Origin of the sequence: Deinococcus sp. HSC-46F16 (assembly GCF_024171495.1) — a bacterium.
Lineage (GTDB): Bacteria > Deinococcota > Deinococci > Deinococcales > Deinococcaceae > Deinococcus.
The window spans coordinates 80,001-105,238 of sequence record NZ_JALJZW010000003.1 but is presented as its reverse complement, the minus strand read 5'-3'; the positions used below and the strand labels follow the sequence as shown (position 1 = coordinate 105,238).

The following is a 25,238-nucleotide window of genomic DNA, read 5'->3' as shown; positions in this document are numbered from 1 at the left end:
GCCTCCCCGGTGGGTGGGGAAGTAAGAGAATTGAGAGGAGCACCCGTTACCCTGGCAGGTGTGGGCGAGGATCAGGCTTATCAATCTGCGCTTGTGGCGTTGACCGACGCACAGGACGCTGGGGACCGCCGGAGAGTGGCAGACGCCGCCCTCCGGCTCGGTGGCTTGGAAGCCGCTCAGGAGGAGTACGCCGCAGCCCGCAAGCACTACGAACTGGCCTTGCACCTGTACGGGCAACTGCGCTGCGGCAACGGACAGGCCGAAGCCCACTACCGGCTGGCCGACCTCCTCACCGATATGGGGGAGTGGCCGGGCGCCCATGACCATGCCCAGGCCGCCCTGGGCCTCGGCTCCTCGCTCGACCGGGAAATTGAGATCAGAAATCTTTTGGCGGCCTCCTACCACGCGACCGGCGAGTCGAAAAAGGCCCTGGCTGAACTTGAAAAGGTGCTAGTGTCCTACGAGAGCCGGGGCTCGGTCCTGGGGCAGGTCAAGACCCTGGGCAACATGGGAGGGCTCCTGACCAAATCGGGAGAGTACACCGAAGCGCTGGACTGCCTGACTTCCGCTTTTACCCTCTCGAACAGTGCGCCTGACCCCGACGAGCAGCTTCTCCGGGTGCAGGGAAACCTGCTGCTGAACCTGGGCAACCTGTATCAGGACCTGCGCGACCTGGGCAAGGCCTACGACTATTTTCTCGAAGTGCTCTCCTCGGCCCGGCACTTCAAGAATCAGAGCCTGGAGGCCATCGCCGTCCTCAATCTGGCGGGGGTGGACTACGAGCTGGGGCGCCTGAGCGACGCGCACCTGCACTATGCCCGGGCGCTGGAACTGGCGCGGGTGGTCCAGAACCGCTACGGCGAGCTGTCGGCGCTGGACGGGCTGGCCCGCGTCCTGCTGGCCTGGGACCGGGTGGGCGAGGCGCGGGAGGCGCTGGGCGAGGCCGAACAGATCGCCGTGGAGACGGAGGATGTCGAGGGTCAGTTGGACGTGCTGCTGCACCTGGGCGAAGCCTACCTGCGGCAAGGCGCCCTGCCGGAGGCCATCGGCACCTTCGAGCGGGCGCTGCGGCTGGCCGACGAGATCGGGCGGCCCAAGGCCGCCTGCGACGCGCTGCGCTGCCTGTACCAGCTTCACGCCCGCCTGGGGCAGACGGGGCGGGCCTTTGAACGCCTGGAGCAGCTGTACGGGCGCGAGCGCGGGCTCCTGAATGCCGAGGTGGACGAGCGGATCCAGGGCATGACCGCCCGCTTCGAGGTGGAACGGGCGCAGCACCAGGCCGAACTCCACCGCCTGCGGATGGTGGCGGCCGAGGAAGCCCGCGCCACCGCCGAGGCCGAGGTGCGCTCGCGCACCCACAGCCTGGAACTCGCGCAGATCGAGGTGGTCACCCGGCTGGCGGTGGCGGCCGAGTACCGGGACGACACCACCGGGGACCACACCCAGCGGGTCGGTCAGCTCTCGGCGGCCATCGGGACGCGGCTGGGCCTGTCGCCGGAGGAGGTCGAGCTGCTGCGGATCGCCGCGCGGCTGCACGACGTGGGCAAGATCGGCATTCCCGACAGCATCCTGCTCAAGCAGGGGCCACTGACCCCCGAGGAATACCGCCAGATGCAGCGCCACACCGTAATCGGCGCCCGCATTCTGGCGGGGGGCCACAGCCGCCTGCTCCAGATGGCCGAAACCATCGCCCAGAACCACCATGAGCACTGGAATGGCCGCGGCTACCCCTGCGGGCTGTCGGGCGAGGACATCCCCCTCGTCGCCCGCATCGTGGCGGTGGCCGACGTGTACGACGCCCTGACCCACCGCCGCGCCTACAAGGCCGCTTGGCCCCGAGCCGCCGCGCTTGCGGAACTCCGCGCCCAGAGCGGGCAGCAGTTCGATCCGGCCGTGGTCCGCGAGGCCCTCCGAGTGCTGGGCACGGCGCCCTCCCTGGACGCGGGGGGCGGGGGGGAAGAAGGCCCCCTGATCGTCCGCGCCTTGGCCTGAGCCGCGCGGCTCCGGCGGGTGTCCGGGAACCCAGGGGCCGCCCCTGCGAACTACGCTTCCCGCAACCACACGTCCCGGTAATCCTCCGCGAAGCGGGCGAAGGGGATGGGCGGGCGGCCCAGCGCGGCCTGCACGTCGCCGGTCAGCCGGGCGGCGAGGCCCAGGCGGGCCACCGTATATTCCGCGAGCATGAACAGGGCCAGCCCGCGCGGAGTGCCCCAGCCAGTCACCGTCCGCACGAAGGTGACCGGCCCCGGACTGACGTGCCGCACCGGGCGGTTCAGCGCCACCCCCAGCAGATGCCCCATCTCGGTGAAGGTCAGGGCCTGCGGACCAGTCAGGCTCCAGGCGCGGACCGCCGGGGCCGCCAGGGGCCGGGCCAGTTCGCGCCCGGCGACGGCAGCCACGTCGCGCACGTCCACCACGCTGGTGCGGCCCTCGCCGGAGGGGATGAACAGCTCGCCCCGGCGCACCTCCGGCGCGTGGATGCCCGTCAGGTTCTGCATGAAGTACCCCGAGCGCAGGAGCACCGCGTCCAGCCCCGAGCGTTCCAGTTCCTGCTCGATCTGGCGGTGGGGCAGAAAAGACAGGCGTTCGGCTCCCAGAATCGACAGGAACACCACCCGGCGCACGCCCGCCGCCCGCGCCGCCGCGAACAGCCGCCCCAGGTCGGTGACTCCGGTGCCCGGGGGCCACATGGCAAACAGGACCGCCGCCCCGCGCAGCGCCCCGTAGGTCGCCGGGTCGGCCACGTCGAAGGGCACCGGGCGCACGCCGGGGGGCAGGGTGGCCCGCTCCGGGTCCCGGACGGCGGCCCACAGCTCGGCCCCGCTCGGCGCGAGCTGCCGCACGATCTCGCCGCCCACGGTGCCGGTCGCGCCCATCACGAACACCGGGCCGGGCCAGCCGCCGGGCGCGGGCAGGGGTGGCAGGGCCGCCCGGCCCATCAGTGGCTCACCGCCGGGGCCTGACGCACCCAGCGGCCCTCTTCCAGCTCGCGCAGCATGAAGTCGGCCACGCTGGCCCGCGAGACGAAGGTGCCGATGTCCCCCACCATGCCCACCTTGAGGGGCTGGACCGGTCCGTCGCCCAGCCGGGGCGCCCGCACGACCGTCCACTCCAGCGGGCTGGCGGTGACGGTCGCCACGTGCGCTTCGGAGTCGCGCAGCACGTCGGGTTGCAGGGTCGCCAGTGCCCGGCGAATCAGGCGGTCGCTCATTTTGGGGCGGTCGCCGGGCTGACGCACCCCCGCGCCCGTGAGCGTGATCAGGCGCGAGAGCCCCAGCTCCGGCATCACGGCGACGAGGTGATGCGCCGACTGCGCCATCACGCCCGCCCCGTCCCCGCGCACCGGGCCGAGGGTGCTCAGGACCGCGTCTGCGCCCTCCAGCAGCCGGAACACGTCGTCGGCGTGCCGGGCGTCGCCGGGCACCGGGGTCAGCGCACTGTCGCGGCGGTGCAGCCGCTCGGGGTCGCGGGCCAGCACCCGCAGCGCGTAGCCTTCCGCCAGCGCCCGGTCAATCAGGAGTCGGCCGGTGCGGCCCGTTCCTCCCAGCAGGGCCAGGGTCGCCCCCACGCGCACTTTTCCGGAAAGTCCAGACGTCATGGCCCCAGGGTAGGGGCACCCCGCCCGCCGGGAAAGGGAGGCGGCAAGGTGAAATCCGGTATCCTGCGGGAAAGTCGTAGGCCCGGGAGGAACCATGAAATACGGCAACGCGGCGCTCCGTCGCCCCGAGTGCGGGGTCGAGCGCACCATGGACGTCCTGGGGGGGCGCTGGACCACCCTGATCGTGCGTGAACTGCTGGCGGGCACCCGGCGCTTCAGCGAGTTGCGCCGCGCCCTGGAGCGCATCTCGCCCAAGACCCTGACCGCCCGGCTGCGCGACCTCGAAGACCAGGGGGTGCTCATCCGCACCGTCTATGCCGAGGTGCCGCCCCGGGTGGACTACACCCTGACCCCGCGCGGCGAGGCCCTGGGCGAGATCATCGCCGCGATGGCCCGCTGGGGCAGCGCCGAGGGCCAGGCGCTGGAGAGGGAGGCGCCCGGTCAGCGCTCAGAGAACGCCGTGTAGAGCGGGCCGCCGTGCTCCCCATGTCGGTACAGGGACAGGACGCCTGCAGGGGCCGCGCTGGCGGGGCTGAGGTGGTGGCCGCGTGGGCTCCGGCCCTCCGGCCCCAGACGCCGTGAAGGTCCCCTCCTGAGGCCAGACGGGCTCACACGGAGTCCGCACCATTGCTGAACCCGCCAGGACAGCACCGGTTGCCCGTCGCCCTCCCGGACTCCGTGGCGGTTTCTGCCGCCTGCGGTCGGATGTCCGGGTGTTTTCCACCCCCCCTCCACCGGAAGCCGTGTGACACCCGTGGCCCAACCTCCTCCACCCGAGCGGACAGGCAGGACCACAGCGGCGACCGGAACGGGAATTCACCCACCAGGGAAGCGCCGACGGACGAACGGGGGGGGACGGAGACTGGATCAGTCCAGCAGGGTCGGCGACTTGGGCCACGCGAACCAGAAGGTGGCCCCCTGGTCCGGCTTGCCCTCGGCCCAGACGCGCCCGCCGAAACGCTCGCACAGCCGCCGCACGGTCACCAGCCCAACCCCGGTGCCCTCGTAGGAGCGTGAGGGGTGCAGGCGGCCGAACAAGTGAAAGAGGCGGTCTTTCTGGCGCATGTTGAAGCCCGCGCCGTTGTCCTCCACGCCGATGTGGTATTCGCCTTCCGTCTCGCGCACCCGCACGTGGATGCGGGCGATCTCGCGGCCCTTGCTGTACTTCAAGGCGTTGGCAACGTATTCGTCCAGAATCACGAAGAGGGCCTGGCTGTCCCCCTGCACGGTGGGCAGCGGATCGTGGGTGACGTGGACATGGCGGCCCTCCATGACCGGCTGGGCGTGCTTGAGCACCTCGCGCAGCACCCGCTCCAGGTCCACCCGGCGCAGCCCGAGCCGCATCCGGCGCATCTGGAGGTAGCGGTCCACCGAGGCGAGCAGCGCGATGATCTGCTGCACGGCCCGCTCGCTCTGGAGCAGGGGCCGGGCGACCTCTTCGGGCACGCTCTCCCCCAGGGCACGCCGGGTCAGCCCCAGATAATTCATGGCCCGCGCGACCGGAAGCTGGAGCTGGCGCAAGACCACCGTGACCACGCCTTCCAGTTCCTGCTGGGCGGCCCGGAAGCGGGTGGCCCCGGCCTGAAGCTGGGTGTCCTGGGTGGCCGCCTGGTCCAGCAGGCTGCGGTGCGCTTCCTTGTACGGCGTGATGTCGGTGACGACCAGCCGCAGCGGTCCCGGCGCACTGCCCGGCGCCGGGCCGGCGAGGTCAAACAGCACGTCCAGAACGGTGCCGTCCGCATGCAGCAGTTGGCCCTCGGCGCGGACCCGCCCCCTGACCCCTTCCGCCTGCCCCAGCAACCACTCGAAGGTGCCCTGGGTGCCCGGCGTCAATAGGCGCGTGACGGGGCGGCCCCGCAGCGCCTCCGCCCCCACTCCCAGCAGCGTACAGGCCGCCGCGTTGGCCTCCTGCACCCGGCCCCGCGAATTCAGCAGCAGGTAGGGCACCGGCGCCTCGCTGAACAGGGTCAGGGCCTGCGCCCAGGACAGGCGCTCACCTTCCGGGCCGCGCCCATGAGACTGGAGGTCAGTGGTCTTTTCGTCGGACATCTTGCCAGATGCTATCCGAGGGCGTCTGGGGAAAAGCGGACGGGCGGGTGAGCGAAGTAGATTCCAATCACGGCCTTCATCTGCTGCTCATGATTAGATGTTGATGAGAAGCGGGTTGGACCTGAAACTTCCACGTTGAACGGGCTTCTGACATTCAGGCGATTCAGCAGGCGCTGAACGACAGTTGCCGCCTCATCACAGGCTCATCACACGTGACAGATGTGTGATCGGCCTCTTTTTAGAACTGTGCGCAGTCCATTCGGGAGTTCGCCCCCGCGTGACCGGGGACACCGTCCCCCCGCCTCCCCGAGGCAGAAAGGAGTTGATATGGCCCTCTTCGGCGATTTGCAAGACCACGCGCTCGGTGACCTGCTCAAGGTGCTCGCCGTTCAGACGGGCACCCTCTATTTCCACGAGGCGTACCAGGGCCGCACCCTGGAACTCATCCTGACACGCGGGCAACTCCGCGCCCTGTACTTGGACGGCTTTCCGGTGATGGAGGGCGAGCGGGCGCGGGACATCCTGCGCGAGCTGGGAGCGCAGGGCCGGGGCGCTTTTGAGTTTCAGCGCCGCGAGCACGCCCCCGGCACCCTGACGTTCTACGACCTGCCGCTGTCGGGCATGCTGGACACCGACGCCGCCGTTGCCCCGGAGCACCTGCCGCACGCGGACACCCGCTTCGGGACCGTGCCCGGCAGCCCGCCCGTGCCCGCGCCTCTGGCCGGAACGTGGGCCGTGCTGCGCCCCGCGCTGCACACGGGCGCGAGCGCCGCCGAGCTCTCTCGGCAGGTGGGCTGGAGCGAGGACGACGTGCGGGCCGCGCTGCACCGCCTGCGGTCGGCGGGGCTCGTCGCGCCGCTGCGGGCCGCCGCCGTGCCGGGACCGGTCGCCGCCGTGAGCGCCGCGCCCGTGCCCGCCGTCTCCGCACCCCTGGTGCAGCGGCTGCTGGGTGCCCTGCGCCGTCTGGGCGGGGGGGCGCGGGCATGACCCTGCTTTCTCCCCAGGCCCCCCTCAAGCTCGTCGTGTCCGGCCCGGTCGGGGCAGGCAAGACCACCTTCGTGCAGACGCTCTCGCAGACCCCGGTGGTCGCCACCGAGGCCGAGGCCAGCGAGGACATCGGCAAGACGAACACCACCGTCGCCTTTGATTTCGGCACCCTGCACCTCGGCGGGCACGACCTGCACCTGTACGGCACCCCCGGCCAGGACCGCTTCAGCTTCATGTGGGAGGTGCTGTGCGAAGGGGCGCTCGGCCTGGTGCTGCTCGTCGCCGGGGACCGCCCGCAGGACTTCGCCCACGCCCGCAGCATCCTCGACTTCATCACCAGCCGCATCGCGGTGCCCTTTCTCGTCGGGGTGACCCGCCAGGATCAGGCCCGCGTGTGGGACCCCGCCGACGTGGCGCTGTATTTCGGACTGCCCGAGGAGCAGGTCGTCGGGCTCAACGCCACCGACCCCGCGCAGGCCCAGGGCGTGCTCGCCCGGCTGCTCGAATCCACCCTCTCGCCTCAGCCCCTGCGCGGCTGAACCCCCCCCAGGAGACCCCCATGACTGCCATCCTCAGCAAGCAAGACCGCCTCAACGCCTCCCTGACCAACCTGCGCACGTCCATGCCCGAGCTGCGCGGCGCCTTGATCGCTACCGTGGACGGCCTGCCCATCGCGCAGGCGATGAGTGACGGCACCGACGCCAACCGCGTGGCCGCGATGGCCGCGACCGCCCTGGGCCTGGGCAAGCGCATCAACGACACCCTGGGCTCGGGCCAGCTCACCGACATGAGCGTGAGCGGCGCCTCCGGGCAGGTGTACATCTACGCGGCGGGCACCAAGGGCGTGCTGGCGGTCGTGACCCCTCCCGGCATGAACCTCGGGCTGCTGCATATGGAAGCCCGCGACACCGCGCAGGACGTCGCCAGCATCCTGTAACCCCCTGCCAGGTCCAGAGGTCCGAATGACGCCTCGGCCTTCCCCCCCTTCCTCCCCCCTCAGCCACCTGCTCGCCACCCTCTATCCCCACTCTGCCAGGAGACCCCCCATGACTGCGACTGCTGCCCAGCCCCTGCGTCCCATCGTCGGAGACTTCAACTCCATCGTCTGCTTCAAGGCCGTGATCGTCGGCGTCGAGGACACCCTCGGCGAGGACGGCGCCGCCGTGGTCTTTACCCGCGCCGGGAAGGTGCGCGGCCGCAACCTCGCCAGTGACCTCGGCGTCGCGGGCAGCAACGTGCCGGTCGAGGAAATCGCGCCCCTGCTCGACGCCGCCATCGGCAAGAACGGCACCTGCCTGGCCGCCGTCACCCGGTCCTACCGGCAGGGCGAGGACATCGTGATCGAGACCCAGGACACGGCCTGCTCGGCGGGTGAGCCGATGGGCAGTGACCGCAAGTGCACCTTCACGCTGGGCGCGGTCTGGGGCGCCTTGGAGGCCATCACCGGCCAGACCTACCTGGGCGAGCACACCGAGAGCGTGCTGCGCGGCGGAAGCTGCGACAAGTTCGTCTTCAGCCCGCTCTGATCCCGCCCGGCCTCCTTCCACCCCCTCTGACCGGGGACCGTGGGAGGAGGCCTCGTTCGGCCCCACGCCCCAGCTCCCCGGAAAGGTGACCTTCCTCCATGCCGCTGTGCCCGACTGCCCCCACGCTGCCCGCCCGCCCCTTCCATACCGCCCCGCCGCCACTGGAGCGCCCCGGCTGGCGGTGCCGTGCCTACCGGGAAGTGGTGGACCGGGCCATCGGCTGGCCGCCCACCGCGCACGCGGGCCGGGTGGCGTGTCTGGCAGGCGCGGTGGCCCGCGACCTGGGCCTGAGTCCGGCGCAGATTCGCGAAGCGTACCTTGCCGGGCTGCTGCACGACAGCGGCAAGCTGCTGATCTCCAGGCGGGTGCGGCGCAAGGCCGGGGCGCTCGACCCGCGCGAGTGGCGGCAGATGCAGCGCCACCCGGTGTACAGCGCGGGGCTCTCGCGGCTGGTGCCCGGCCTGTCCTTCACGGTCTGGCAGGCAGTACGCCACCACCACGAGCGGCTCGACGGCAGCGGCTACCCTGGCGGCCTCGCCGGGGACGCCGTGCCGCTGCTGGCCCGCATCCTGGCGGCCTGCGACGTGTACGACGCGCTGAGTTCGCCCCGCACCTACAAGGCCGCGTGGGCACCCGACGCCGTGTGGGCCGAACTCACCGCGCTCGCGGGACGCCACTTCGACCCCCAGGTACTTGCCGCGCTGAGGCGCTGCGTGCCGGAGCCCGCGCCGATGCAGGCGTGACCCGCGCTACCCCCGAAACAGCCGCCCCAGCACCCCCCAGTAGTGCCCCGGCACCAGCCGCGCGAGCAGGTCCACCGCGCGGGCGTCGTTGCCGACGAGGACGCGGGGGGCGCGGCGGCCCGTTGCCCGCAGGATGATCTCGGCGGCCCGCTCGGGAGGCAGTCGCAGGAGGCGGTCCTGGGCGCGGCGCCCGGCCTCGATCTCGGCGGGGCTGGCGCCGGGAGCGACCTCGGCGCGGCGGGCGATGTTCGTGCGGACACCGCCGGGATGCACGACCGTCACGCCGATGCCGTGCCCGGCGAGTTCGTGGCGCAGCGCTTCCGAAAAGCCGCGCACCGCGAACTTGCTCGCGCTGTAGGCCGCCTGCCCCGGCGGGCCGATGATGCCGTAGAGGCTCGACAGGTTCACGATCTGCCCCCCCAGTGACGAGCGCAGCGCGGGCAGCAGCGCCCGGCACAGGGCCACGGTCGCCCCAAAATTGATCGCCAGGACCCGGTCAAACTGTTCCGGCGTGACCTGCTCGAAGGTGCCGCCGAGCGCGACCCCCGCGTTGTTGACGAGCAGGGTGATCCGGCCGTGCGCCCGCAGCACCTCGTCCGCCAGGGCGGGAATGCCGTCCGTGTGCGCGAGGTCGGAGATGTGGGCCGTGACCCGCAGGGCCGGATACCGGGCGCGGAGGGCCGCCGCGACCCGCGTGAGCCCCGGCCCGTCCCGGTCAATCAGCGCGAGGTGGCTGCCCCGCGCCGCCAGCCCGTGCGCGAGCGCCTGCCCGATGCCGCTCGCCGCGCCCGTGAGCACCGCGACGCCGCCCGCGAAGACGTAGGGCTTCACTCGGCCCTCCTCTGGGAGCACGCCACGCGGCGGCCACTGGGGCGGGGGTCGACGGGGGCGGCGGGCGGCCGCTGCGTGACAGGGGGGGTCATGCCTGTTCCTCCAGAAAGTCCAGCACGAGACGGTTGAATTCGGCCGCCCGTTCGAGCTGCGGGACGTGGCCGGTGTCGGGAAAGAGGTGGGTGCGGGCGTGGGGGGAGAGGCGGCGGGCCTCCTCCAGATGGACGGCGGGCAGGATGCGGTCGCGGTCGCCCCAGACGATCAGGGTGGGGAGGGCGCGGCCCGCGAGGCCCCCCGCCAGCGTGCGCCGCCACTCCGGATGCAGGCCGCGCCACGCCCCCAGATGCCGCGCCACCCGCAAAAAGGCCCGCGCCGCGCCGGGTTGCCGCCCGAGGTGCTCGGCCCAGCGCACCCGCTCGGGGGTGACGTGCCGGGGGTCATGAAAGAGGCTCGCCACCGTCCGCCGCGCCGAGAGGGGTGAGGGCCGCAGCAGCACCTCGCCCAGCCGGGGCACGGTCGCCAGCCGCAGGGCCAGGGCGACCCTCCCCCCGAAGCCCGCGCTGCTCACCAGCACCAGCGCCCGCGCCCGCTCGGGATACAGCAGCGCGAACTGCGCCGCGACCGCCCCGCCCAGCGAGTTGCCGATCAGGGTGACGGGCCGGGTCTCCCCCACCGCGTCCAGATAGTGCCGCACGAACCGGGCCAGCCCCGCCAGCGTGTAGGGCACGTCGGGCTTGTCGGTCAGGCCGAACCCGATCAGGTCCGGGGCATAGACCGAGTGCCGGGCGGCAAGCGGCCCCACCGTCTCCGACCAGTCCTCCAGGCTGCGCCCGATGCCGTGCAGCAGGACCACGGGCGGCCCGGTCCCCGCCTGAACGTGGCGGGTGCGGACGCCGGAGACCTGCAGCAAGGTGGGTGGGGGCAGGGCCGGGGCCAGCCCGGCGAGCGGGGGGGCAGGTTGCACGGTGGGGTCAGTATAGGGCGGCGGTCGGCGGCCTGCCGCTTCCCCTCAGGGCTTGAACCCCTGCACGCTGACGGTGAGCACGTAGCCGCCCCCCTCCTTTTCCCAGGGGCGGATGCCCAGGGTGCCCAGCGCCTCGCGCCCGTTGAGGTCCCGCAGGCTGTAGGTCACCACCCGCAGGGGGCCGTCGGCCGTGTCGGTGCGGGCCTTCCACCCGGCGGCCTTGAGCTGCGCCGAGTAGAAGTTGAAGACCTCGCCCGCCGGACGGGTGGTCTGCACGTGCGCGGAGCTGATGGCCCCATTGGGGACGGTCGGCGTGTACCCGCCCTTCACGGTCGCGCCGGGAAAGGCCTTCAGCAGCGGCAGGCTGGACTGTGGGCGATAGGTGGGCGCCTTTTTCAGGTTGGCGATGGCCTGCGCGGGCACCACGTTGACGCCGAGTTCGACCTCGGTGCGGCCTCCCCGCTCGACAAGGTTGGCATTCAGGACGAAGTTGGTGCCCCCCTCGCGGTAGTACCCCTGATTGCGGGCCGTCTGCTGGGTGGCAAAGCCGATGGGCTGGCCGTAGAGGGGCTGGGGCTTCCAACCGCCCGCCTCCAGACTCTTTTGCAACGCCGCGCGGGTCTCCTCGGCGGGAAGGGCGCTCCCGGCCAGAATGCGCCAGTAGACGTAGCCGCCCCCCTGCTGGCCCGTGCGGACGCTGGCGAGCACCTCCAGCGGCGCGTCCAGGCGCAGCGGCAGCGTGCCCGGCACCGCCCCGTAGGTGACCTGGGTGTCGCCACTCGGCCCGGCCATGCTGCGCAGCAGGCGCTCGACGAGCTGCGCGGCCTGCTCGGCGGTGGGGGAAGACTGGGCCGGGGCCGTCTGGGCGAGCGCGGGCAGGGACGTGGCCCCCACGAGGAGGGCCGCCAGCAGCGTGGGTTTGGGCATGGTCCCAGCCTACCCGGCGGGCCGGGCAGGTCATCCGCCCAAAGGTGGAGCCGCCTCCCCCGGCCCGGCGGGCAGGGTAAAGAAGAAGGTGCTGCCCTCGCCCGGCGTGCTCTCGACCCACAATCTCCCGCCGTGGCGCTCGACGATCTTCTTGCACACCGCCAGCCCGATGCCCGTGCCTTCATACTGCTCGCGGCCGTGCAGGCGCTGGAAAATCTCGAAGATGCGCCCGAAGTACTGAGGCTCGATCCCGATCCCGTTGTCGCGCACCGCGAAGCGCCAGAAGTCGCCCTCGCGCTCGGCCCGGACGTGGACTTCGGGGAGAACGCCCTCGCGGCGGTACTTCACGCCGTTGGAGATCAGGTTCTGGAGGAGCTGGTCGAGCTGCTGCGGGTCGGCCAGCACGCGGGGCAGCGGGTCACGGGTCAGGCGGGCGCCCGCGAGGTCGGCCCCCCGTTCCAGGCGGCGGCGCACCGCGTCGAAGACGGCGCCGCTGTCGACCGTCTCCGGCTCGCGCTGGGTGGTGTGGACCCGCGAAAAGGTCAGGAGGTCGTCCACGAGGCGCTTCATGTGCTCGCCGCTTTCCACGATCTGGGCGAGGTACATCCGGCCCCGGTCGTCGAGCCGGTCCCCGTAACGGCGCTGGGTCAGCCCGGCGAAGCTGGTCATCGCCCGGATGGGCGCTTGCAGGTCGTGCGAGGCGACGTAGGCGAACTGTTCGAGTTCGGCGTTGCTGCGTTCCAGTTCGGCGTTGGTCTGCTCCAGTTCGGCGGTGCGCTCGGCCAGCAGGGCGACACTCTCGGCCCGCTCCAGCGCGAGGCCCAGGCTGCTCACGACCGTTTCCAGCACGGTGCGGTCGGTGGCGTTCCAGGGCCGCCCCTCGAAAATCACGGCGATGAGGACCCCCACCACTTCGCCCCGGCGAAGCACCGGCAGCGAGGCGACGGTGCTGACGTGCTGCACGATCTCCTCGGGAGTGTCGCTGCCCCGCGCGTAGGCGTCCTGATAGTAGGGGCGCCGGGTTTCCCAGGGCACGTCCACGCTGGGGGTCACGCCCACCCGCGGTCCGGCGTCGATAAAAGCCTGGAGTTCGGCATTCCCCACGTCCCCGACCTGCACCCGGTTGCGCCAGCGCTCGCCCTCGCGCTCGTAATACAGCGCGTAGCCGGGCGGCAGCAGCGAGAGGATCACCTCCTGGGCGCGGCGCACGAACAGCCGGGGATCACCCTGCGCGGCGAGGTCGCCCGTGAGGTGCGCGAAGCCCTCCAGGGCGCGGGTCCGGGCCGCGAGTTCGCCGTTCTGTCGCTCCAGCAGGGCGGTCGCCCCGGCACGCTCCAGGGCGAGCTGAAAGCTGCGGCCCACCGCCCGCATCACGGCGCGTTCGTGCTCGGTCCAACGCCGGGCGACGAGGGTCCCCACCGCGAGCAGCGACCGGACCTCACCCCCGGTCACGACAGGCACAAAGGCCGCCGCCCCGTACTCCACGGCGCTGGGCAGGGCGTTGGCCTCGGCGTCCCAGGCGTCCACGAAGACCGCCTCACTGGACGCCGCCGCCCGCGCCAGATCGGGCGCGTCCACCGGAACACCCCTGCGGAGCTGCACGACGACCTCAGGGTCGATGTCCTCTGACCACACCCGCCCCCACCAGCGGTCCTCCGCCAGTTCGTAATAGGCCACGCTGACGTGCCCCAGCGTGGTCCGCATCACCCGGATGGCCTGCTCAGCCAGCGCCGCCACATCGGTCTGGGTGCCCACCGCCTCGCCAAAGGCCACGAAGGCGTCGAGCGCCGCCGCCCGGTTGGCGAGTTCGTGGGTGGCGGCCCCGATCCGGCCCTCCAACTCGACGTTCAGCACGCGCAGCCGCGCCTCGGCCCGCTGGCGGCGCTCCAGCTCGGCCTGCGCAAGTTCGATCAGGCGGGCATTCTCGACCGTCACGGCGGCGAACTGCGCGAGCTGCACGAGGATGTGTTCGTCCCGCGCGGTGAACTCGCCCCCCACGCGGTCGCTGAGCTGAATCAGGCCGATGTTGCGCCCACCCTTGCCCACCAGCGGCACCGCCAACCAGCCGCGCATGGGGGGGTGCTCGGCGGCGTGCGCCCCGAAGCCCCGCCACGCCGGATGCGCTTCCAACTCGGCCTGGGTCAGGCGCAGGGGCCGGTTGACCCGGCAGACCAGCGCGTAGATGCCGCTGCCGTCCGGGGGCACGGCGTAGTCGCGCCACGCCGCGTACTTGTCGCTCAGGGACACGGCCGTAATCGCCTGCGCCCAGTCCTCGCTCACGGTCAGGCTCACGACCGACTGGTGCGCGCCCACCAGCGTGCGGGCCTCCTCGGTGATGACCTCCAGCGCTGCCTGGAGTCCCCGCGCCTGCCCGATCCGCAGCGCCGCCCGCGCCAGCCCCCCCACCGGATCGCTCTCCCTGGCCGGGTCCGGGCCGCTCGCCCAGGCCAGCCGCCCGAGGTGCAGCGCCGCCTGCCCCGCCAGCAGCCGCGCGAGCCGCTCCTCGGCCGCTCCCATCGTCCCCGGCCACGCCAGCCCCAGCAGGACCAGTGGGGCCGCCTCCCCGGCCTGGAGGGGAAAGAAGGCGGCGCCCCCCTCTCCCGGCTGCGGGAACTCGCGGCGCTCCCACACCGCCCGCAGGGTCGCCGCGTCCGGCCGCTCGGCCCAGTCGCCTGCCTGCGCGGCGGGCTCGGGGGCGATCTCCCCTTCTCCTCGCGGCACGAGCCACGCGGCGGCCGGAACGTGCAGGGCCGCGTGGGCGTGGGCGAGCAGCGTCTGCACCACCTCTTCCGGGCGCTGGGCCGCCGCGAGGGCCTCGGCGGCGGCAGCAAAAGCGTCACTCTGAACGGGGGAAGTGGGCGGGCGGACCATGCGGGCAGGATACGGTGTGGGGTGATCCGGGGGGCGAGGGGAGGGTGTCCCGTAACCCAGAGCGGCCGAGGAGGTGTTCGAGGGACACGCAGCGCGGCCGGACACTCCCTCCTTGCGGCGGCGTTCCCCGGACGAATGCACTAGGCTGGGGGCCTGATGGTTTTCCGGCTCGCCCGCCCCGCCCCGTTCGCCTCCCGCCCCGGCCCGGAGCCGCGCCCGTGAGCGGCGGCCTCGTCGCGCTGCTCGACGACGTGGCAGCCATCGCCAAGCTCGCGGCGGCGTCGGTCGACGACATCGGCGCGGCGGCGGCCAAGGCCGGGTCCAAGGCCGTGGGGGTGGTCGTGGACGACACGGCGGTCACGCCCCGCTACGTGACGGGCTTTACCCCCGACCGCGAACTCCCCATCATCTGGCGCATCGCGCGGGGGTCGCTGCGCAACAAGGTCGTCTTTATCCTGCCCGCCGCGCTGCTGCTCAGCCAGTTTCTGCCCGCCGCCATCACCCCAATCCTGATGCTGGGCGGGGCCTACCTCTGCTACGAGGGAGCCGAAAAGGTCTACGAGGCCCTCAGCGGCAACAAGAAGGGTCACCACGGCGAGGAACCCGCCGCCGTGACTGGGCAGGCCCGCGAGGAACAGATGGTCGCGGGCGCGATCCGCACCGACTTCATTCTCTCGGCCGAGATCATGGCGATCTCGCTGGCGGAGGTGGCCGACCAGACCTTCTGGCTGCGGGCCGTCACGCTGCTGGTCGTGGCGCTGCTGATCACGGCGCTGGTGTACGGAGTCGTGGGCTTGATCGTGAAGATGGACGATTTCGGGCTGCGGCTGGCAAACCGCGAGTCGGGAGTCAGCCGCTCGGTCGGGCGGGGGCTGGTGCGGGGCATGCCGAAGATTCTGTCGGCCCTCTCGGTGATCGGCACCGCCGCCATGCTGTGGGTCGGCGGGCACATCCTCCTCGTCGGGCTGGAGGAGTTCGGCCTGGGTGCTCCCCTCCACGCCGTGCACGACCTCGCGGTGGCGGCCGGACACGCCGTTCCCTTTGCGGAAGGGGCCGCCGAATGGCTGGTCGAAACGCTGGGGTCGGGCCTGCTCGGGCTGCTCGTCGGGGGCCTGATCGTGGGCGTCATGCACCTGCTGCCGCGGCGGAAAGTCCCCGCACACTGAGCCTGGGAGCGTGGGGCGAGGTAGGGGCCTGGAGGCGAATACCGTGAAGGGCGGACCATCCCCACGCCCGTGGGGAACTCCCTTTCGCGCGCGGGCCGCGCCGACGACAATCCGGACCATCCCCACGCCCGTGGGGAACTCCGCCATCTGCTCTGCAAAGGCGAAGCTCTGCGCGGACCATCCCCACGCCCGTGGGGAACTCAGGTGCTACGCGGCGAATACGCTCCACCACGTCGGACCATCCCCACGCCCGTGGGGAACTCTGGCCGCCGAACGGAGCGCCCTACCTGCATGTCGGACCATCCCCACGCCCGTGGGGAACTCATTCAAAAACTGTTTAGCGCCTTTGCCGCGCTCGGACCATCCCCACGCCCGTGGGGAACTCCCCGCCTCCGCATAAGCGACCAAGCCGAAAACCGGACCATCCCCACGCCCGTGGGGAACTCGTCACGCCCTGGCCGCCCTGCGGGGGCACGGCCGGACCATCCCCACGCCCGTGGGGAACTCGAGCCGCCCAAACTCCCGCACGTCAGCGCGGGCGGACCATCCCCACGCCCGTGGGGAACTCGGGAGTGGCGGCGGGCGAGGTCTACCGCGTAACGGACCATCCCCACGCCCGTGGGGAACTCTGGAAGCGGGCGGGAGCGGTCATGCCCCGCACCGGACCATCCCCACGCCCGTGGGGAACTCTTCTTCGGGCAACCACTCGGGGAGGATGAGATCGGACCATCCCCACGCCCGTGGGGAACTCTCCTGATTGAGGAAGGCATCGGCCAAGCCCTCCGGACCATCCCCACGCCCGTGGGGAACTCCCGTCCCAGATCGTCTGCAAGGTCTCGTCGGCCGGACCATCCCCACGCCCGTGGGGAACTCGTGAGCAGCGAAGCCGACGGCAAGGGCACCGTCGGACCATCCCCACGCCCGTGGGGAACTCGACCCCTGCACCATCGAACTGGTCGAGAACGCCGGACCATCCCCACGCCCGTGGGGAACTCCCGCCGGGCACTGCCTACCCGACTGGAACCACCGGACCATCCCCACGCCCGTGGGGAACTCGCCTCGGTCAGCGGAAGGAAGTGACGCGCCTGCGGACCATCCCCACGCCCGTGGGGAACTCAGGGCCACCATGCCCGCGCCCGTGAGGGCATCCGGACCATCCCCACGCCCGTGGGGAACTCCCCTCGGCCAGTTGGCGGTACTGATCGCGCAACGGACCATCCCCACGCCCGTGGGGAACTCCCCGCCCTGCCCCTGCCTCCCGTGGACGTGAGCGGACCATCCCCACGCCCGTGGGGAACTCCCTTCAAGGGCCCGGTGGCAGTTTTCGCACCACGGACCATCCCCACGCCCGTGGGGAACTCGGGGATGCACGCGGCCTCACGCCGCTGGAGAACGGACCATCCCCACGCCCGTGGGGAACTCACTTGAGCCACCCGGCCTTCAGCCCAGTTCCCTGCCCCTGACCCCCACGCCGGAGGTCGGGTCCGGCACACATTGTCATGCGACTCGGGGAAGCCCGCTCCCAGTGTAGGGCGCGTGCACTCGGCACAGGCGTGGTTGTAAGCGGTCAGGAGCGTAGGCCGGAACGGGGCGACACCGGACGAATCCTCTCTCAGACAATCCGGCGCAACGTGGCGACCGGTTTCGTCGCGGGCCTGGCCCACAGTGCGCGGCGTCACCGCCAGGAGCGCCCCGGAGCGCGGCCAGGGGCGGCGACCCGCCCGGCACGCCTGGCCGCGTGCCCCAGCCCCGCCTCTGCCCACCACAGTCAGGACCCCCAGGGGGTGCCTGAGGGGGAGGCCTGTTGTCCCAGGAGGCCCGCCCATGCGTGTCCTGTGCTCTGTCCTGACCGCGCTGCTCGCCCTCACCCCGCTCTGCGCGCCTGCCCGCGCCGAGGCCGCCCCGCCCCCGCCCCCGGTCGCCACCGGCATGGCCGACTCTCCTCCCACGCTTCCGCAGGGGGACGATCCCAAGGGGGGCGGCGGCCTGGGCTGAACCCGGCGCCTAGGCCAGGCCCCGCTCCTGCAGCCAGTGGGGGCTGGCCTCTCTTTCAGGGCGGGGCGGACCGTCCTAGACTCGCACGGATGTCGCCCGCCGACCGCCGCCCCCCCGGCTCTCCCGTCACCGTCAGTCCCGCCGAGTGGGACGCTTCCGTTCAGGCCCTGCTGGCGGCGGGGCGAGCGCAGGACGCCCTCCAGACCCTCGCGCGGGCGGCGGAGGCGGCCACGCAGCCTGCCCGCTTCGGGGAACTGCTGGAGCTGTTCCTGACGCTGCCCCCGGAGGCGCGGGAGAGCCGGGAGGGGGTGCGGCTGCACCTGCGGCTGCTGGGCAACGTGCGTCCGGCGGGCGAGGTGCGGCAGTTGACTGAGTGGGCGCTCGGGGCGGGGCTGGAGGCTCCCTTCGTGCACGCCATTCACGCCTGGGCGCTGGCCCAGGAGGGCGAGTATGCCGGGGCACTCGCGGCCGCCGACCGTGCCCTGGCCGGGGAGACGGAGCTGGCTCCCCACGAGGCGGGCGCAGCGTGGCGGGTGCGGGGCCGCTCGCTGGCGCACCTGGGGCGGGAGGGCTGGCAGGCGGCCTTTACGCGGGCGGCGACCTTTGCCCAGGGCCGGGCGCTGGGCATCCTGCGCATGGAGGAAGGGGCGCTGCTGGGCCGCTCCGGAGACCAGACGGGAGCGCTGGGGGCCTATGCCGAGGCGCTGACCCTCTTCGGGCACGACGGGCACCACCGCGCCTGGACGCTGCACAACATGGGGCTGGCCTGCCTGGTTTCGGGGCGCTTCGAGGAGGCCGAAGGCTATTTCGCGCGGGTGGCGGCGATCCGGCGCGGCGCCGAGGGTGCCCGCGCCCGCGCGTGGTGCGGGCAGGCGGCGGCGCGGCGGGCGCTGGGCGAGTGGGCACGGGCGGCGGCCCTCTACCGCCAGGCGGCGGCCGAGGCCGAGCGGCGGGGCGACCCCGACGACGTGCGGCAGGCCCTGCGCGGGCTGGGGCACACCCTGCGCCTCTCGGGGCAGACCTTCGCGGCGCTGGAACCGCTGACCCAGGCCACCCGCGCCGCACCGGGCGACCGCGCCTCGGGCACGTCCTGGGTTTACGTGGACCTCGCCGCCGCCCACGCCGCGCTGGGGCAAGCCGAGCGGGCCGAGGCCGCGCTCGCCCTCACCGGCCCGCTGGAGGGCGAGGACGAGGGCCGAGCCCGCATCGTGCGGGCCGAACTCGCCCGGCAGCGGGGGGACGGGGAGGGGGCGCAGACCCTGCTGCGGACCCTCGACCCCGGCACCCTCTGGGCGCGGGAGGAAGCGCACGCCTTTCCCGAGCTGTTCGCGCTGCTCTCGGCGGCGGGCCTGTCCACCCCGGCCCCCCTGCCCCGCCCCGCCCGCACGGTGGTCCGGGTGCGGGCGATGGGCACGCCGCGCGTGGAAGTCGGCGGGCGCCCGGTGCCCCTCGGCGGCCCCGGCCTCGCGGTGCTGTGTGCCCTGCTCGACGGCGGCGGCGAGGGTCTGACCGACCTGCTCGCGGAGGTCGTGGAAGACGGCACGCCCCGCCCGCCCCGGCTTCAGCGCCAGCGCGTCTCGGCGGCAGTGCGGGCGGTGCGGGACGCGCTGGGCTGGCCGGGGAGCGTGGGGAGCGTCCCCGGCGGCTACCGCCTCGACCCCGCCGCCGGGTGGCACTACGACGTGGGGGAGGCGCTGCGGCGGGGCGAAGCCGTGGAAACCTTCCTGCCCGGCCTCGCCCTTCCCTGGGTCCTGGCCCGCGAACAGGAGTTGAGGCAAGCGGACGCAAATCGGTTGAGCACACAGGTCGACCGGGCCTAGGAGTGACACTCGTGCGACAGCCGCCCGGCATCCTCCGCGTTGGAGGACCACCGTGGGCGAGCCCCAGCAGACACATCCCGAGACTGACCTTCCGACCCCCCGGCCCCGACCCCTGCCCCGTCAGCCTCTGGTCTGGGACCGCGCCAAACGCCTCGCCGCGCTGGCCGACAAGCTCCGGCAGGCGCCGCGCACCACCGAGCAGCTCGCCGCGTACTTCGGCGTGACCCGGCGCAGCATCCAGCGCGACCTGCTGGCCCTGTCGCAGATGGAACACCGGGTCATCCGCGACCACCAGGGGGCCTACCACATCCCGGAGGCGGGCCGGGCGCTCAAACCCGCCGAGGCACTGGCCGTCTATACCGCTGTGCGGCTGCTGCACCACCACGCGCCCGTGACGAGCGGGCATTACCTCAGCGCCCTGGACACCATCGCGGGCGACCTGCCGCAGCACCTGCGTCATCTGCTGCACCGCTCGCTGCTGGACACCGGGGCCACCCACGCGACCGACCGGGCGCTCGACTTCGTGGCCGCTGCGTGGACGAACCGGGAAGTCCTGCGCTTCGACTACCGCAAGCCCGGCGGCGCAGTCGAGCGCGGCAACGAGCTGGAGGTCTACTTCGTGGAGATCAGCCGCGACAACCTCGCGCCTTACGTGATCGGGTGCGAGACCCGGCACCGGGGGGCCATCCGCACCTTCAAGGTGAGTCGGATGGAGAACTTCGCCCGGCTGGAGCGCACCTATGACATTCCCGAGGACTTCGACCCCCGCGACTACCTCTCGGACGCCTGGGGCGTGATCGGCGGGAAAAACCCGGTCACGGTGCGGGTGCGCTTTGCGCCGGAAGCCGCCTACCGCGTGCTGGAGGGCGGCTACCCCAACGCCACGCGGGTGGACACCACCCTGATCCACCGCGACGGCAGCGTCGAACTCGACATCCGCGCCGGGACCGACGCCAGCGGCCTCCCGCGCGAGCTGATTCCCTTCCTGCTGGGCTGGGGACCCAGGGTCGAGGTCCTCTCGCCGCCCCACGTGCGCGAGCACTGGCTGGGGGAGCTGCGGGCGGCCCTCGCGCGGCACGACCCGACCTATCCGGGGATGCTGGTCGATGTGATGGAGGGACGGCGGTAGGGAGCCCCTCACCCCTCGCTCCTGGGAAGAGGGTTGGATGAGGGGTCTTGTCCGCTTCTCTCCCGGCTCACCCCTTCACGTACACCAGCCCCTGCTCCGGGTCCAGCCGCACCTGAAGGCCCTGCACCTCGGCCACCCCGCCCGTGAAGACCAGCGGCACGGCGTCGCGCAGAAGCGGATGCGCCCGCCAGCCCCGGTGTTCATTGCCCAGCGACTGCCCCTGCCCGTCCCACTTCGTCAGGCTGAAGCGCACGAGTTCCCAACGGGAGACGCCGAGGGAGCGGCGGTAAATCTGGATGGCGTGGGCAGTGTCCGCCTTGCCCAGCCGGTCGAACAGCGGCGCGATGTCCCCTTGCCCCCGGTCCCAGAAGGGCGAGCGGCAGACCCGCCAGGCCCCGTTCTCGGCCCGCTCCACCGGCACGACCCGCACCCCCTCCTCGCCCAGGCGGGTGCGGGGGCGCTCCGGTTCCTCCCCGGCTCCCACGGCGGCGGGGTCGTCGCTGAGGCTTTCGCTGTCGGGGTCGGCGTCGGGGCGGCGGTGCAGGGGCGTCTGCCAGAAGTCGGCGGGGCGGCCGATATGGGCGAACATACCCGTCGTGGCCTCGTTGCCGCGCCGGTTCTCCAGGTCCGCCTCGGCCGCTGCCAGTTGCTCACGCTGCTCCGGGGTCAGCTCGGGCGCGGCGAAGCTGGGGGCGTAGACTTCCTGCACCAATTCGTCCAGATCGTCGGGCAAGGTCAGGCCTGCCTCCAGCCGCCGCCGCAGCGAGAGCCACGAGCGGTAGAGCAACGCGGGGGCGTAGACGCGGCCCCAGAACTCGCGCTCCATGCTGGCGTCCGGCCACTCGTCCAGCCCGGCGACGTACAGCACGGCGTCGTCGTGGCCGTGCCGCTTGCCCGCGTTCGCCGCGTGGCGGTGCAGCCGTCCGGCCCGTTGCAGCACGAGGTCGGCGGGCGCGAGGTCGGTGAGCATCACGTCCGCGTCGAAGTCGAGGCTCTGCTCGGCCACCTGGGTGGCGATCAGGATGAAGCGCTCCGGACGGAAAGAGCCTTCAACCTTCTGACCGTCCTCCTCTTCCCTGTACGGCTGCTTGCCCAGGAACTTCCGCACCCGCTTTTCACGCTGCAAGCGCTCGTCCGCCGGGTAGCGGGCGTGGTAGAGCAGCACGCTGACGGCCCGTGGGTCCTTGCCGCCGCCCTTCGTGCAGGTCCGGGCGGTCACCCCCCGCGTCCCCAGCTCGGCCAGCACCCGCGCCTGCACCGCCTGTGCACGCGCCACCGTGTTCACGATCACCGCCACGCACCCGCCGCCCACTGCGAGGTCCACCGCTTGCCGGGCCACCTCCTCCGCCGCGCTGCCCAGGGGCCGCAGGGTGACGTGCTGGGGCGGTCGGCTGGCGTTGCCGTCCTCGTCGTGGTCAGGGATGGTCACGGTCTGGGCCTCTCCTTGCGCCGGGGCCACCGTCAGGCGCGGGTAGGCCGCCGTGGGCGCGTCCTCCACCCCCCAGGCCCGCAGCAGGGCGCGGCGGCCCGACTCGGGAAGGGTCGCGCTCATGATGATCACGCTGGACCCCAGCGCCCGCAGCCACGCGACGAGGGCGGCAATCAACTCGGAGGTGTAGGTGTCGTAGGCGTGAACCTCGTCCAGCACGACCACCCGGTTGCCCAGGCCCCACAGCCGCACGAACTGGTGCGACACGCCCAGCACCCCCAGCAGCGCCTGATCCACCGTGCCCACCCCGTACTCGGAGAGCAGCGCCCGCTTGCGGTTGGTGAACCATTCCTCGGCGCGGATGCCGTAGCCGTGGTCCTCGGCGGGGTCGCGCTCAGCGTTACGGGTACGCTGGACGGTCGCCTGGAACTTCTCGCTGAGCAGCGTGCCCCCGTGCGCGAGTTGCAGGTCGGGCGGGGTCTCGCGGCCCTGCGCGGCCAGGAACTCCGCGAACCGCTCGTACATCGCGTTCCCGGTCGCCTGGGTCGGCAGCGCCACGTACATCCCCCGGTGCCCCGCCGCGTGCTGAAGCTGGATGTGCGCGTAAAAGGCCGCCTCCGTCTTGCCCTCGCCCATCGGGGCCTCCACCAGCACGAGGGCCGGGCCGCTCACGTCGGCCAGGGCCTGCGCCAGTGCTGTCTGAAGGGGGCGGGGCTGGAAGCCGAAGACCTCGGGGAAGGGAGGCAACTCTTCCCGCAGCGGGGCGAACACGGGCCAGCGAATCCCCGCCAGCGTCTGCCGCGCCCGTTCCCGCGCCCGCGCGAAGTAGGCCGCCGGGTCCTCGTAGGCCGAAAAGTCCGTCACTGACGGCAGCGGAAAGGAACTCCCCAGCCAGTCCGCGAAGCTGGTCAGCCCGGCGAGGCGCATGAAGGCGGCGGGGGTGAGGGTGGGGGCGGTGGGGAGGGCGTCGTAGCGGGCGCCGGTGCCCTGCGTCACGAGGCGGCACAATTCCTTGCGAACCTGCCCCCAGCGGGCATCCCCGGTCTGGGCCTGCGCGAGGTTGAGTTCGCGCTCCTCCACCCGGAACCCGTGGTGGCACCCCACCGCGTCCGCGACTCTCCGTGCCACCGGCCCCGGCCACCCCAACCCGGTCAGGAAGTCCGGCAGCACCACCTGGCTCACCACCCCGTGCGGCGCGTAAGGCTCGCGCAAGTCGGCGGGAAAACGCAGCGCCGGGTCTACCCCATTTTTCCCCTCGGCCCACAGCACCTGAAAAGCCGGGCTTGCCTTCCCCAAGTCGTGCAACGCCACCAGCGCCAACGTCCAGGCCAAAGCCTGCTCGCCCTCCAGCCCCAGGTCGCCCTCAGACAGTGCCCGCGTCTGCGGCGGCTCCAGGCTTAAAATCTCCGCCGCGCACGCCGCCACGTCCAGCAGGTGGTTGAGGACGGGCAGCCACGCGCCCTGCGTGCCGTCTGCGTTCTTCTTCGCACTCTTGGCCCACAGGGTCCGCGCCGCCGCCGTGATGGGGTGGAGTTGAGTCATGCGGGGAGGGTAACCGGAAGGGGCGACGAAACCGGTCGCAGAGGCGCGTCCCCGTACCCATGATGGAAGCTGGCTCAACTTTTGTGCTGCCTCTAGCGCGGCGAATTCGCCTGTGACAGTCCAGCGACACCCTTCCCCGACAATGGCCGTGGAGGTGAACCGTTGGACACTTTTTCCCTGCTGGACAGGGAGTGGATTCCCGTTGTCGCCCGAGGCGGCGAGCGGCGGCACGTCTCCCTGCGGGATTCCCTGCTGCGGGCCGCCGACTTCTGCCGCATTGACGCCGGGCACCCGTTGCAGACGGCCGCGCTCTACCGACTCCACCTGACCCTCCTGCACCGGGCGCTTCGGGGACCCAGGGACGCCGAGCAGGGGGCCGACTGGTATCTGGCCGGGCAGTTTCCGGACGACGTGGCCCGCTATCTGGACCAGTACGCCGACCGCTTCTGCCTCTTCGGGCCGCAGCCCTTTATGCAGGTCGCGGGGCTGGACCCGGCCGTGGTGGGCGAGAACTTCCGCAGCCACTGGACCCGCCTCAGCACCGAGGAGGGCAGCCCGAACACGACCGCCCTCTTCAACGTGGAGGCCCGACCCGGCGGCAACCGCAGCGACGCCCTCACGCCCGCGCAGGCGGCGCTGCAACTGGTGGCCCACCAGACCTTCGCGCTGGGGGGCCTGATCAAGCGCTTCACCACGTCGGCGCGGGCGGCTCCGGTGGCGACGGCGGGCCTCTTTCTGGCGGAGGGGGCAAACCTGCACCAGACCCTCTGCCTGAACCTCGTGCCCTACCCAGCGGCCATGCAGGAGCAGGACCTGCCCCCCTGGGAGGAGGAGCCGCTGACCGTGGAGCAGATTCGCGCCCGGTATGATCCCGAAAAACCCCGTGTGGCCGCTGGGTACGCCAGCCGCTACGCCTGGCCGAGCCGCAGCGTCCTGCTGCTGCCCGAGGAGACGCCGGAAGGCGTGGTCGTGCGGTCCATCGGCTTCGGCGCCGGGATTCCGCTGGAGGGGGCGGGCGAGGGCAGCGGCACGGGCACCGACCCGATGGTCAGCCTGCGCCCCAGCCGCGACCCCAAGAACGATCAACCTTTCCCCTACAAGCTGCGGCGTGAGCGGCTGCTGTGGCGCGACATGAATGCTCTGCTGCCTGACCCCGCCGCCCAGGTGTCCGAGGATCGCAAGGGTGGGGTGAAGGTAAAGGCAGGCACGCCGCCCAAGACCGTCACGCACGCCCGCGCCGTGATGCTGGCAGCGGCCGAGCGGCTGGGGCAGATGGGTAAGCCGAGGCCCACCCCCTCCCAGGACGTGCCCGACGACGGTTGGGCCGAGGAAGGCACCCCCGACGCCCGTGCCCCGCACCCGGTCATTCCCGTCGTCGTGTTCGGTCAGCTCACCGACCAGGGCAAAGCCTTTGCCATGCGCCAGGAAACTTACACGCTGCCGGAAGCCTTCATCCAGAACCCGGAGACGTTCCGCGATCACGTGCAGGCGGCCCTGACCGACGCGGGCACCGTGGGCGAGGGCCTGCGCCGCTCGGTTCACCTCCTCGCCCACGCGCTGCTGAAAAAGGACGGCGAGCGCGACCCCCACAAGGACGACGTGGGCAAGCTGGCCGCTCAGATTCCCGCCGAACCGACCTACTGGGCGGGGCTGGATACCCC

General features: G+C 72.2%; 20 protein-coding genes and 1 CRISPR repeat array (1 of these 21 only partly in view). Of the genes, 12 read left to right on the top strand and 8 right to left on the bottom strand.

The annotated features are described in order from the left end of the window. Positions 1-165: 165 nt before the first annotated feature. Positions 166-1,992, top strand: coding sequence for an HD domain-containing phosphohydrolase (locus tag L1280_RS08090; protein WP_253581592.1), 1,827 nt, complete (start codon positions 166-168; stop codon positions 1,990-1,992). A gap of 50 nt (positions 1,993-2,042) precedes the next feature. Here the strand turns inward: L1280_RS08090 and L1280_RS08085 are convergent, their stop codons facing one another. Both L1280_RS08085 and L1280_RS08080 read right to left on the bottom strand, forming a co-directional pair. Further along, positions 2,043-2,939: an NAD(P)H-binding protein gene (locus L1280_RS08085; RefSeq protein ID WP_253581591.1), complete on the bottom strand. Its 897-nt coding sequence runs from the start codon at positions 2,937-2,939 to the stop codon at positions 2,043-2,045. Further along, positions 2,939-3,598: an NAD(P)-dependent oxidoreductase gene (locus tag L1280_RS08080; protein WP_253581590.1), complete on the bottom strand. Its 660-nt coding sequence runs from the start codon at positions 3,596-3,598 to the stop codon at positions 2,939-2,941. Before L1280_RS08080 ends, L1280_RS08085 begins: the two co-directional genes overlap by 1 nt. Before the next feature lie 94 nt (positions 3,599-3,692). Here L1280_RS08080 and L1280_RS08075 point away from each other — a divergent pair, with 94 nt between their 5' ends. Continuing rightward, a complete protein-coding gene (locus tag L1280_RS08075) occupies positions 3,693-4,064 on the top strand; it encodes a helix-turn-helix domain-containing protein (RefSeq protein WP_253581589.1) in 372 nt (123 codons plus the stop codon). A 401-nt stretch (positions 4,065-4,465) separates the two neighbouring features. On the opposite strand, the gene L1280_RS08070 is transcribed toward L1280_RS08075, so the two are convergent. After that, a complete protein-coding gene (locus L1280_RS08070) occupies positions 4,466-5,647 on the bottom strand; it encodes an ATP-binding protein (RefSeq protein WP_253581588.1) in 1,182 nt (393 codons plus the stop codon). Between the two features lie 327 nt (positions 5,648-5,974). Here L1280_RS08070 and L1280_RS08065 point away from each other — a divergent pair, with 327 nt between their 5' ends. The 5 genes from L1280_RS08065 to L1280_RS08045 all read left to right on the top strand — a co-directional run bounded on the left by L1280_RS08065 (position 5,975) and on the right by L1280_RS08045 (position 8,903). Then, positions 5,975-6,634 (top strand): hypothetical protein, encoded by a 660-nt coding sequence (locus L1280_RS08065; RefSeq protein ID WP_253581587.1) that lies wholly within the window; start codon positions 5,975-5,977, stop codon positions 6,632-6,634. Continuing rightward, positions 6,631-7,173: an ATP/GTP-binding protein gene (locus tag L1280_RS08060; RefSeq protein WP_253581586.1), complete on the top strand. Its 543-nt coding sequence runs from the start codon at positions 6,631-6,633 to the stop codon at positions 7,171-7,173. Before L1280_RS08065 ends, L1280_RS08060 begins: the two co-directional genes overlap by 4 nt. Positions 7,174-7,193: 20 nt before the next feature. After that, a complete protein-coding gene (locus L1280_RS08055; protein ID WP_104992504.1) occupies positions 7,194-7,571 on the top strand; it encodes a roadblock/LC7 domain-containing protein in 378 nt (125 codons plus the stop codon). A 109-nt stretch (positions 7,572-7,680) separates the two neighbouring features. Beyond that, a complete protein-coding gene (locus tag L1280_RS08050) occupies positions 7,681-8,160 on the top strand; it encodes a hypothetical protein (RefSeq protein ID WP_253581585.1) in 480 nt (159 codons plus the stop codon). Between the two features lie 98 nt (positions 8,161-8,258). Next, positions 8,259-8,903 carry an HD-GYP domain-containing protein gene (locus tag L1280_RS08045; RefSeq protein WP_253581584.1) on the top strand — a complete coding sequence of 215 codons (645 nt, stop codon included), beginning with the start codon at positions 8,259-8,261 and terminating at the stop codon, positions 8,901-8,903. Positions 8,904-8,909: 6 nt separating this feature from the next. Here L1280_RS08045 and L1280_RS08040 read toward each other — a convergent pair whose 3' ends face one another. From L1280_RS08040 to L1280_RS08025, 4 genes are all read right to left on the bottom strand, one after another. Continuing rightward, positions 8,910-9,734, bottom strand: coding sequence for an SDR family NAD(P)-dependent oxidoreductase (locus L1280_RS08040; RefSeq protein ID WP_253581583.1), 825 nt, complete (start codon positions 9,732-9,734; stop codon positions 8,910-8,912). Between the two features lie 88 nt (positions 9,735-9,822). Continuing rightward, complete coding sequence (locus L1280_RS08035) at positions 9,823-10,698, bottom strand: alpha/beta fold hydrolase (protein ID WP_253581582.1); 876 nt, start codon at positions 10,696-10,698, stop codon at positions 9,823-9,825. Positions 10,699-10,743: 45 nt separating this feature from the next. Continuing rightward, complete coding sequence (locus tag L1280_RS08030) at positions 10,744-11,625, bottom strand: hypothetical protein (protein ID WP_253581581.1); 882 nt, start codon at positions 11,623-11,625, stop codon at positions 10,744-10,746. Between the two features lie 30 nt (positions 11,626-11,655). Continuing rightward, a complete protein-coding gene (locus L1280_RS08025; protein ID WP_253581580.1) occupies positions 11,656-14,496 on the bottom strand; it encodes an ATP-binding protein in 2,841 nt (946 codons plus the stop codon). Positions 14,497-14,714: 218 nt separating this feature from the next. Here L1280_RS08025 and L1280_RS08020 point away from each other — a divergent pair, with 218 nt between their 5' ends. From L1280_RS08020 to L1280_RS08005, 4 genes are all read left to right on the top strand, one after another. Beyond that, a complete protein-coding gene (locus L1280_RS08020; RefSeq protein ID WP_253581579.1) occupies positions 14,715-15,662 on the top strand; it encodes a DUF808 family protein in 948 nt (315 codons plus the stop codon). A gap of 51 nt (positions 15,663-15,713) precedes the next feature. Further along, positions 15,714-17,147: direct repeats of the CRISPR family, unit length 29 nt; unit sequence CGGACCATCCCCACGCCCGTGGGGAACTC. A 339-nt stretch (positions 17,148-17,486) separates the two neighbouring features. Continuing rightward, positions 17,487-17,657, top strand: a complete 171-nt coding sequence (locus L1280_RS08015) for a hypothetical protein (protein ID WP_253581578.1) — start codon at positions 17,487-17,489, stop codon at positions 17,655-17,657. 89 nt (positions 17,658-17,746) lie between these two features. Further along, positions 17,747-19,477: a tetratricopeptide repeat protein gene (locus L1280_RS08010; protein WP_253581577.1), complete on the top strand. Its 1,731-nt coding sequence runs from the start codon at positions 17,747-17,749 to the stop codon at positions 19,475-19,477. Between the two features lie 52 nt (positions 19,478-19,529). Continuing rightward, the gene (locus tag L1280_RS08005; protein ID WP_253581576.1) at positions 19,530-20,606 is read left to right on the top strand and encodes a WYL domain-containing protein; all 1,077 of its coding nucleotides are present in this window, start codon (positions 19,530-19,532) and stop codon (positions 20,604-20,606) included. A 67-nt stretch (positions 20,607-20,673) separates the two neighbouring features. Here L1280_RS08005 and cas3 read toward each other — a convergent pair whose 3' ends face one another. Beyond that, entirely contained in the window at positions 20,674-23,577 is a 2,904-nt protein-coding gene (cas3, locus tag L1280_RS08000) for a CRISPR-associated helicase Cas3' (RefSeq protein WP_253581575.1), read from the bottom strand. Between the two features lie 162 nt (positions 23,578-23,739). On the opposite strand from cas3, the gene casA reads away from it, so the two are divergent. Continuing rightward, positions 23,740-25,238, top strand: the 5' portion of a protein-coding gene (casA, locus tag L1280_RS07995; RefSeq protein WP_253581574.1) for a type I-E CRISPR-associated protein Cse1/CasA. The gene runs 208 nt beyond the window's last position; only the first 1,499 of its 1,707 coding nucleotides appear in the window; it begins with the start codon at positions 23,740-23,742; its stop codon lies beyond the right edge, outside the window.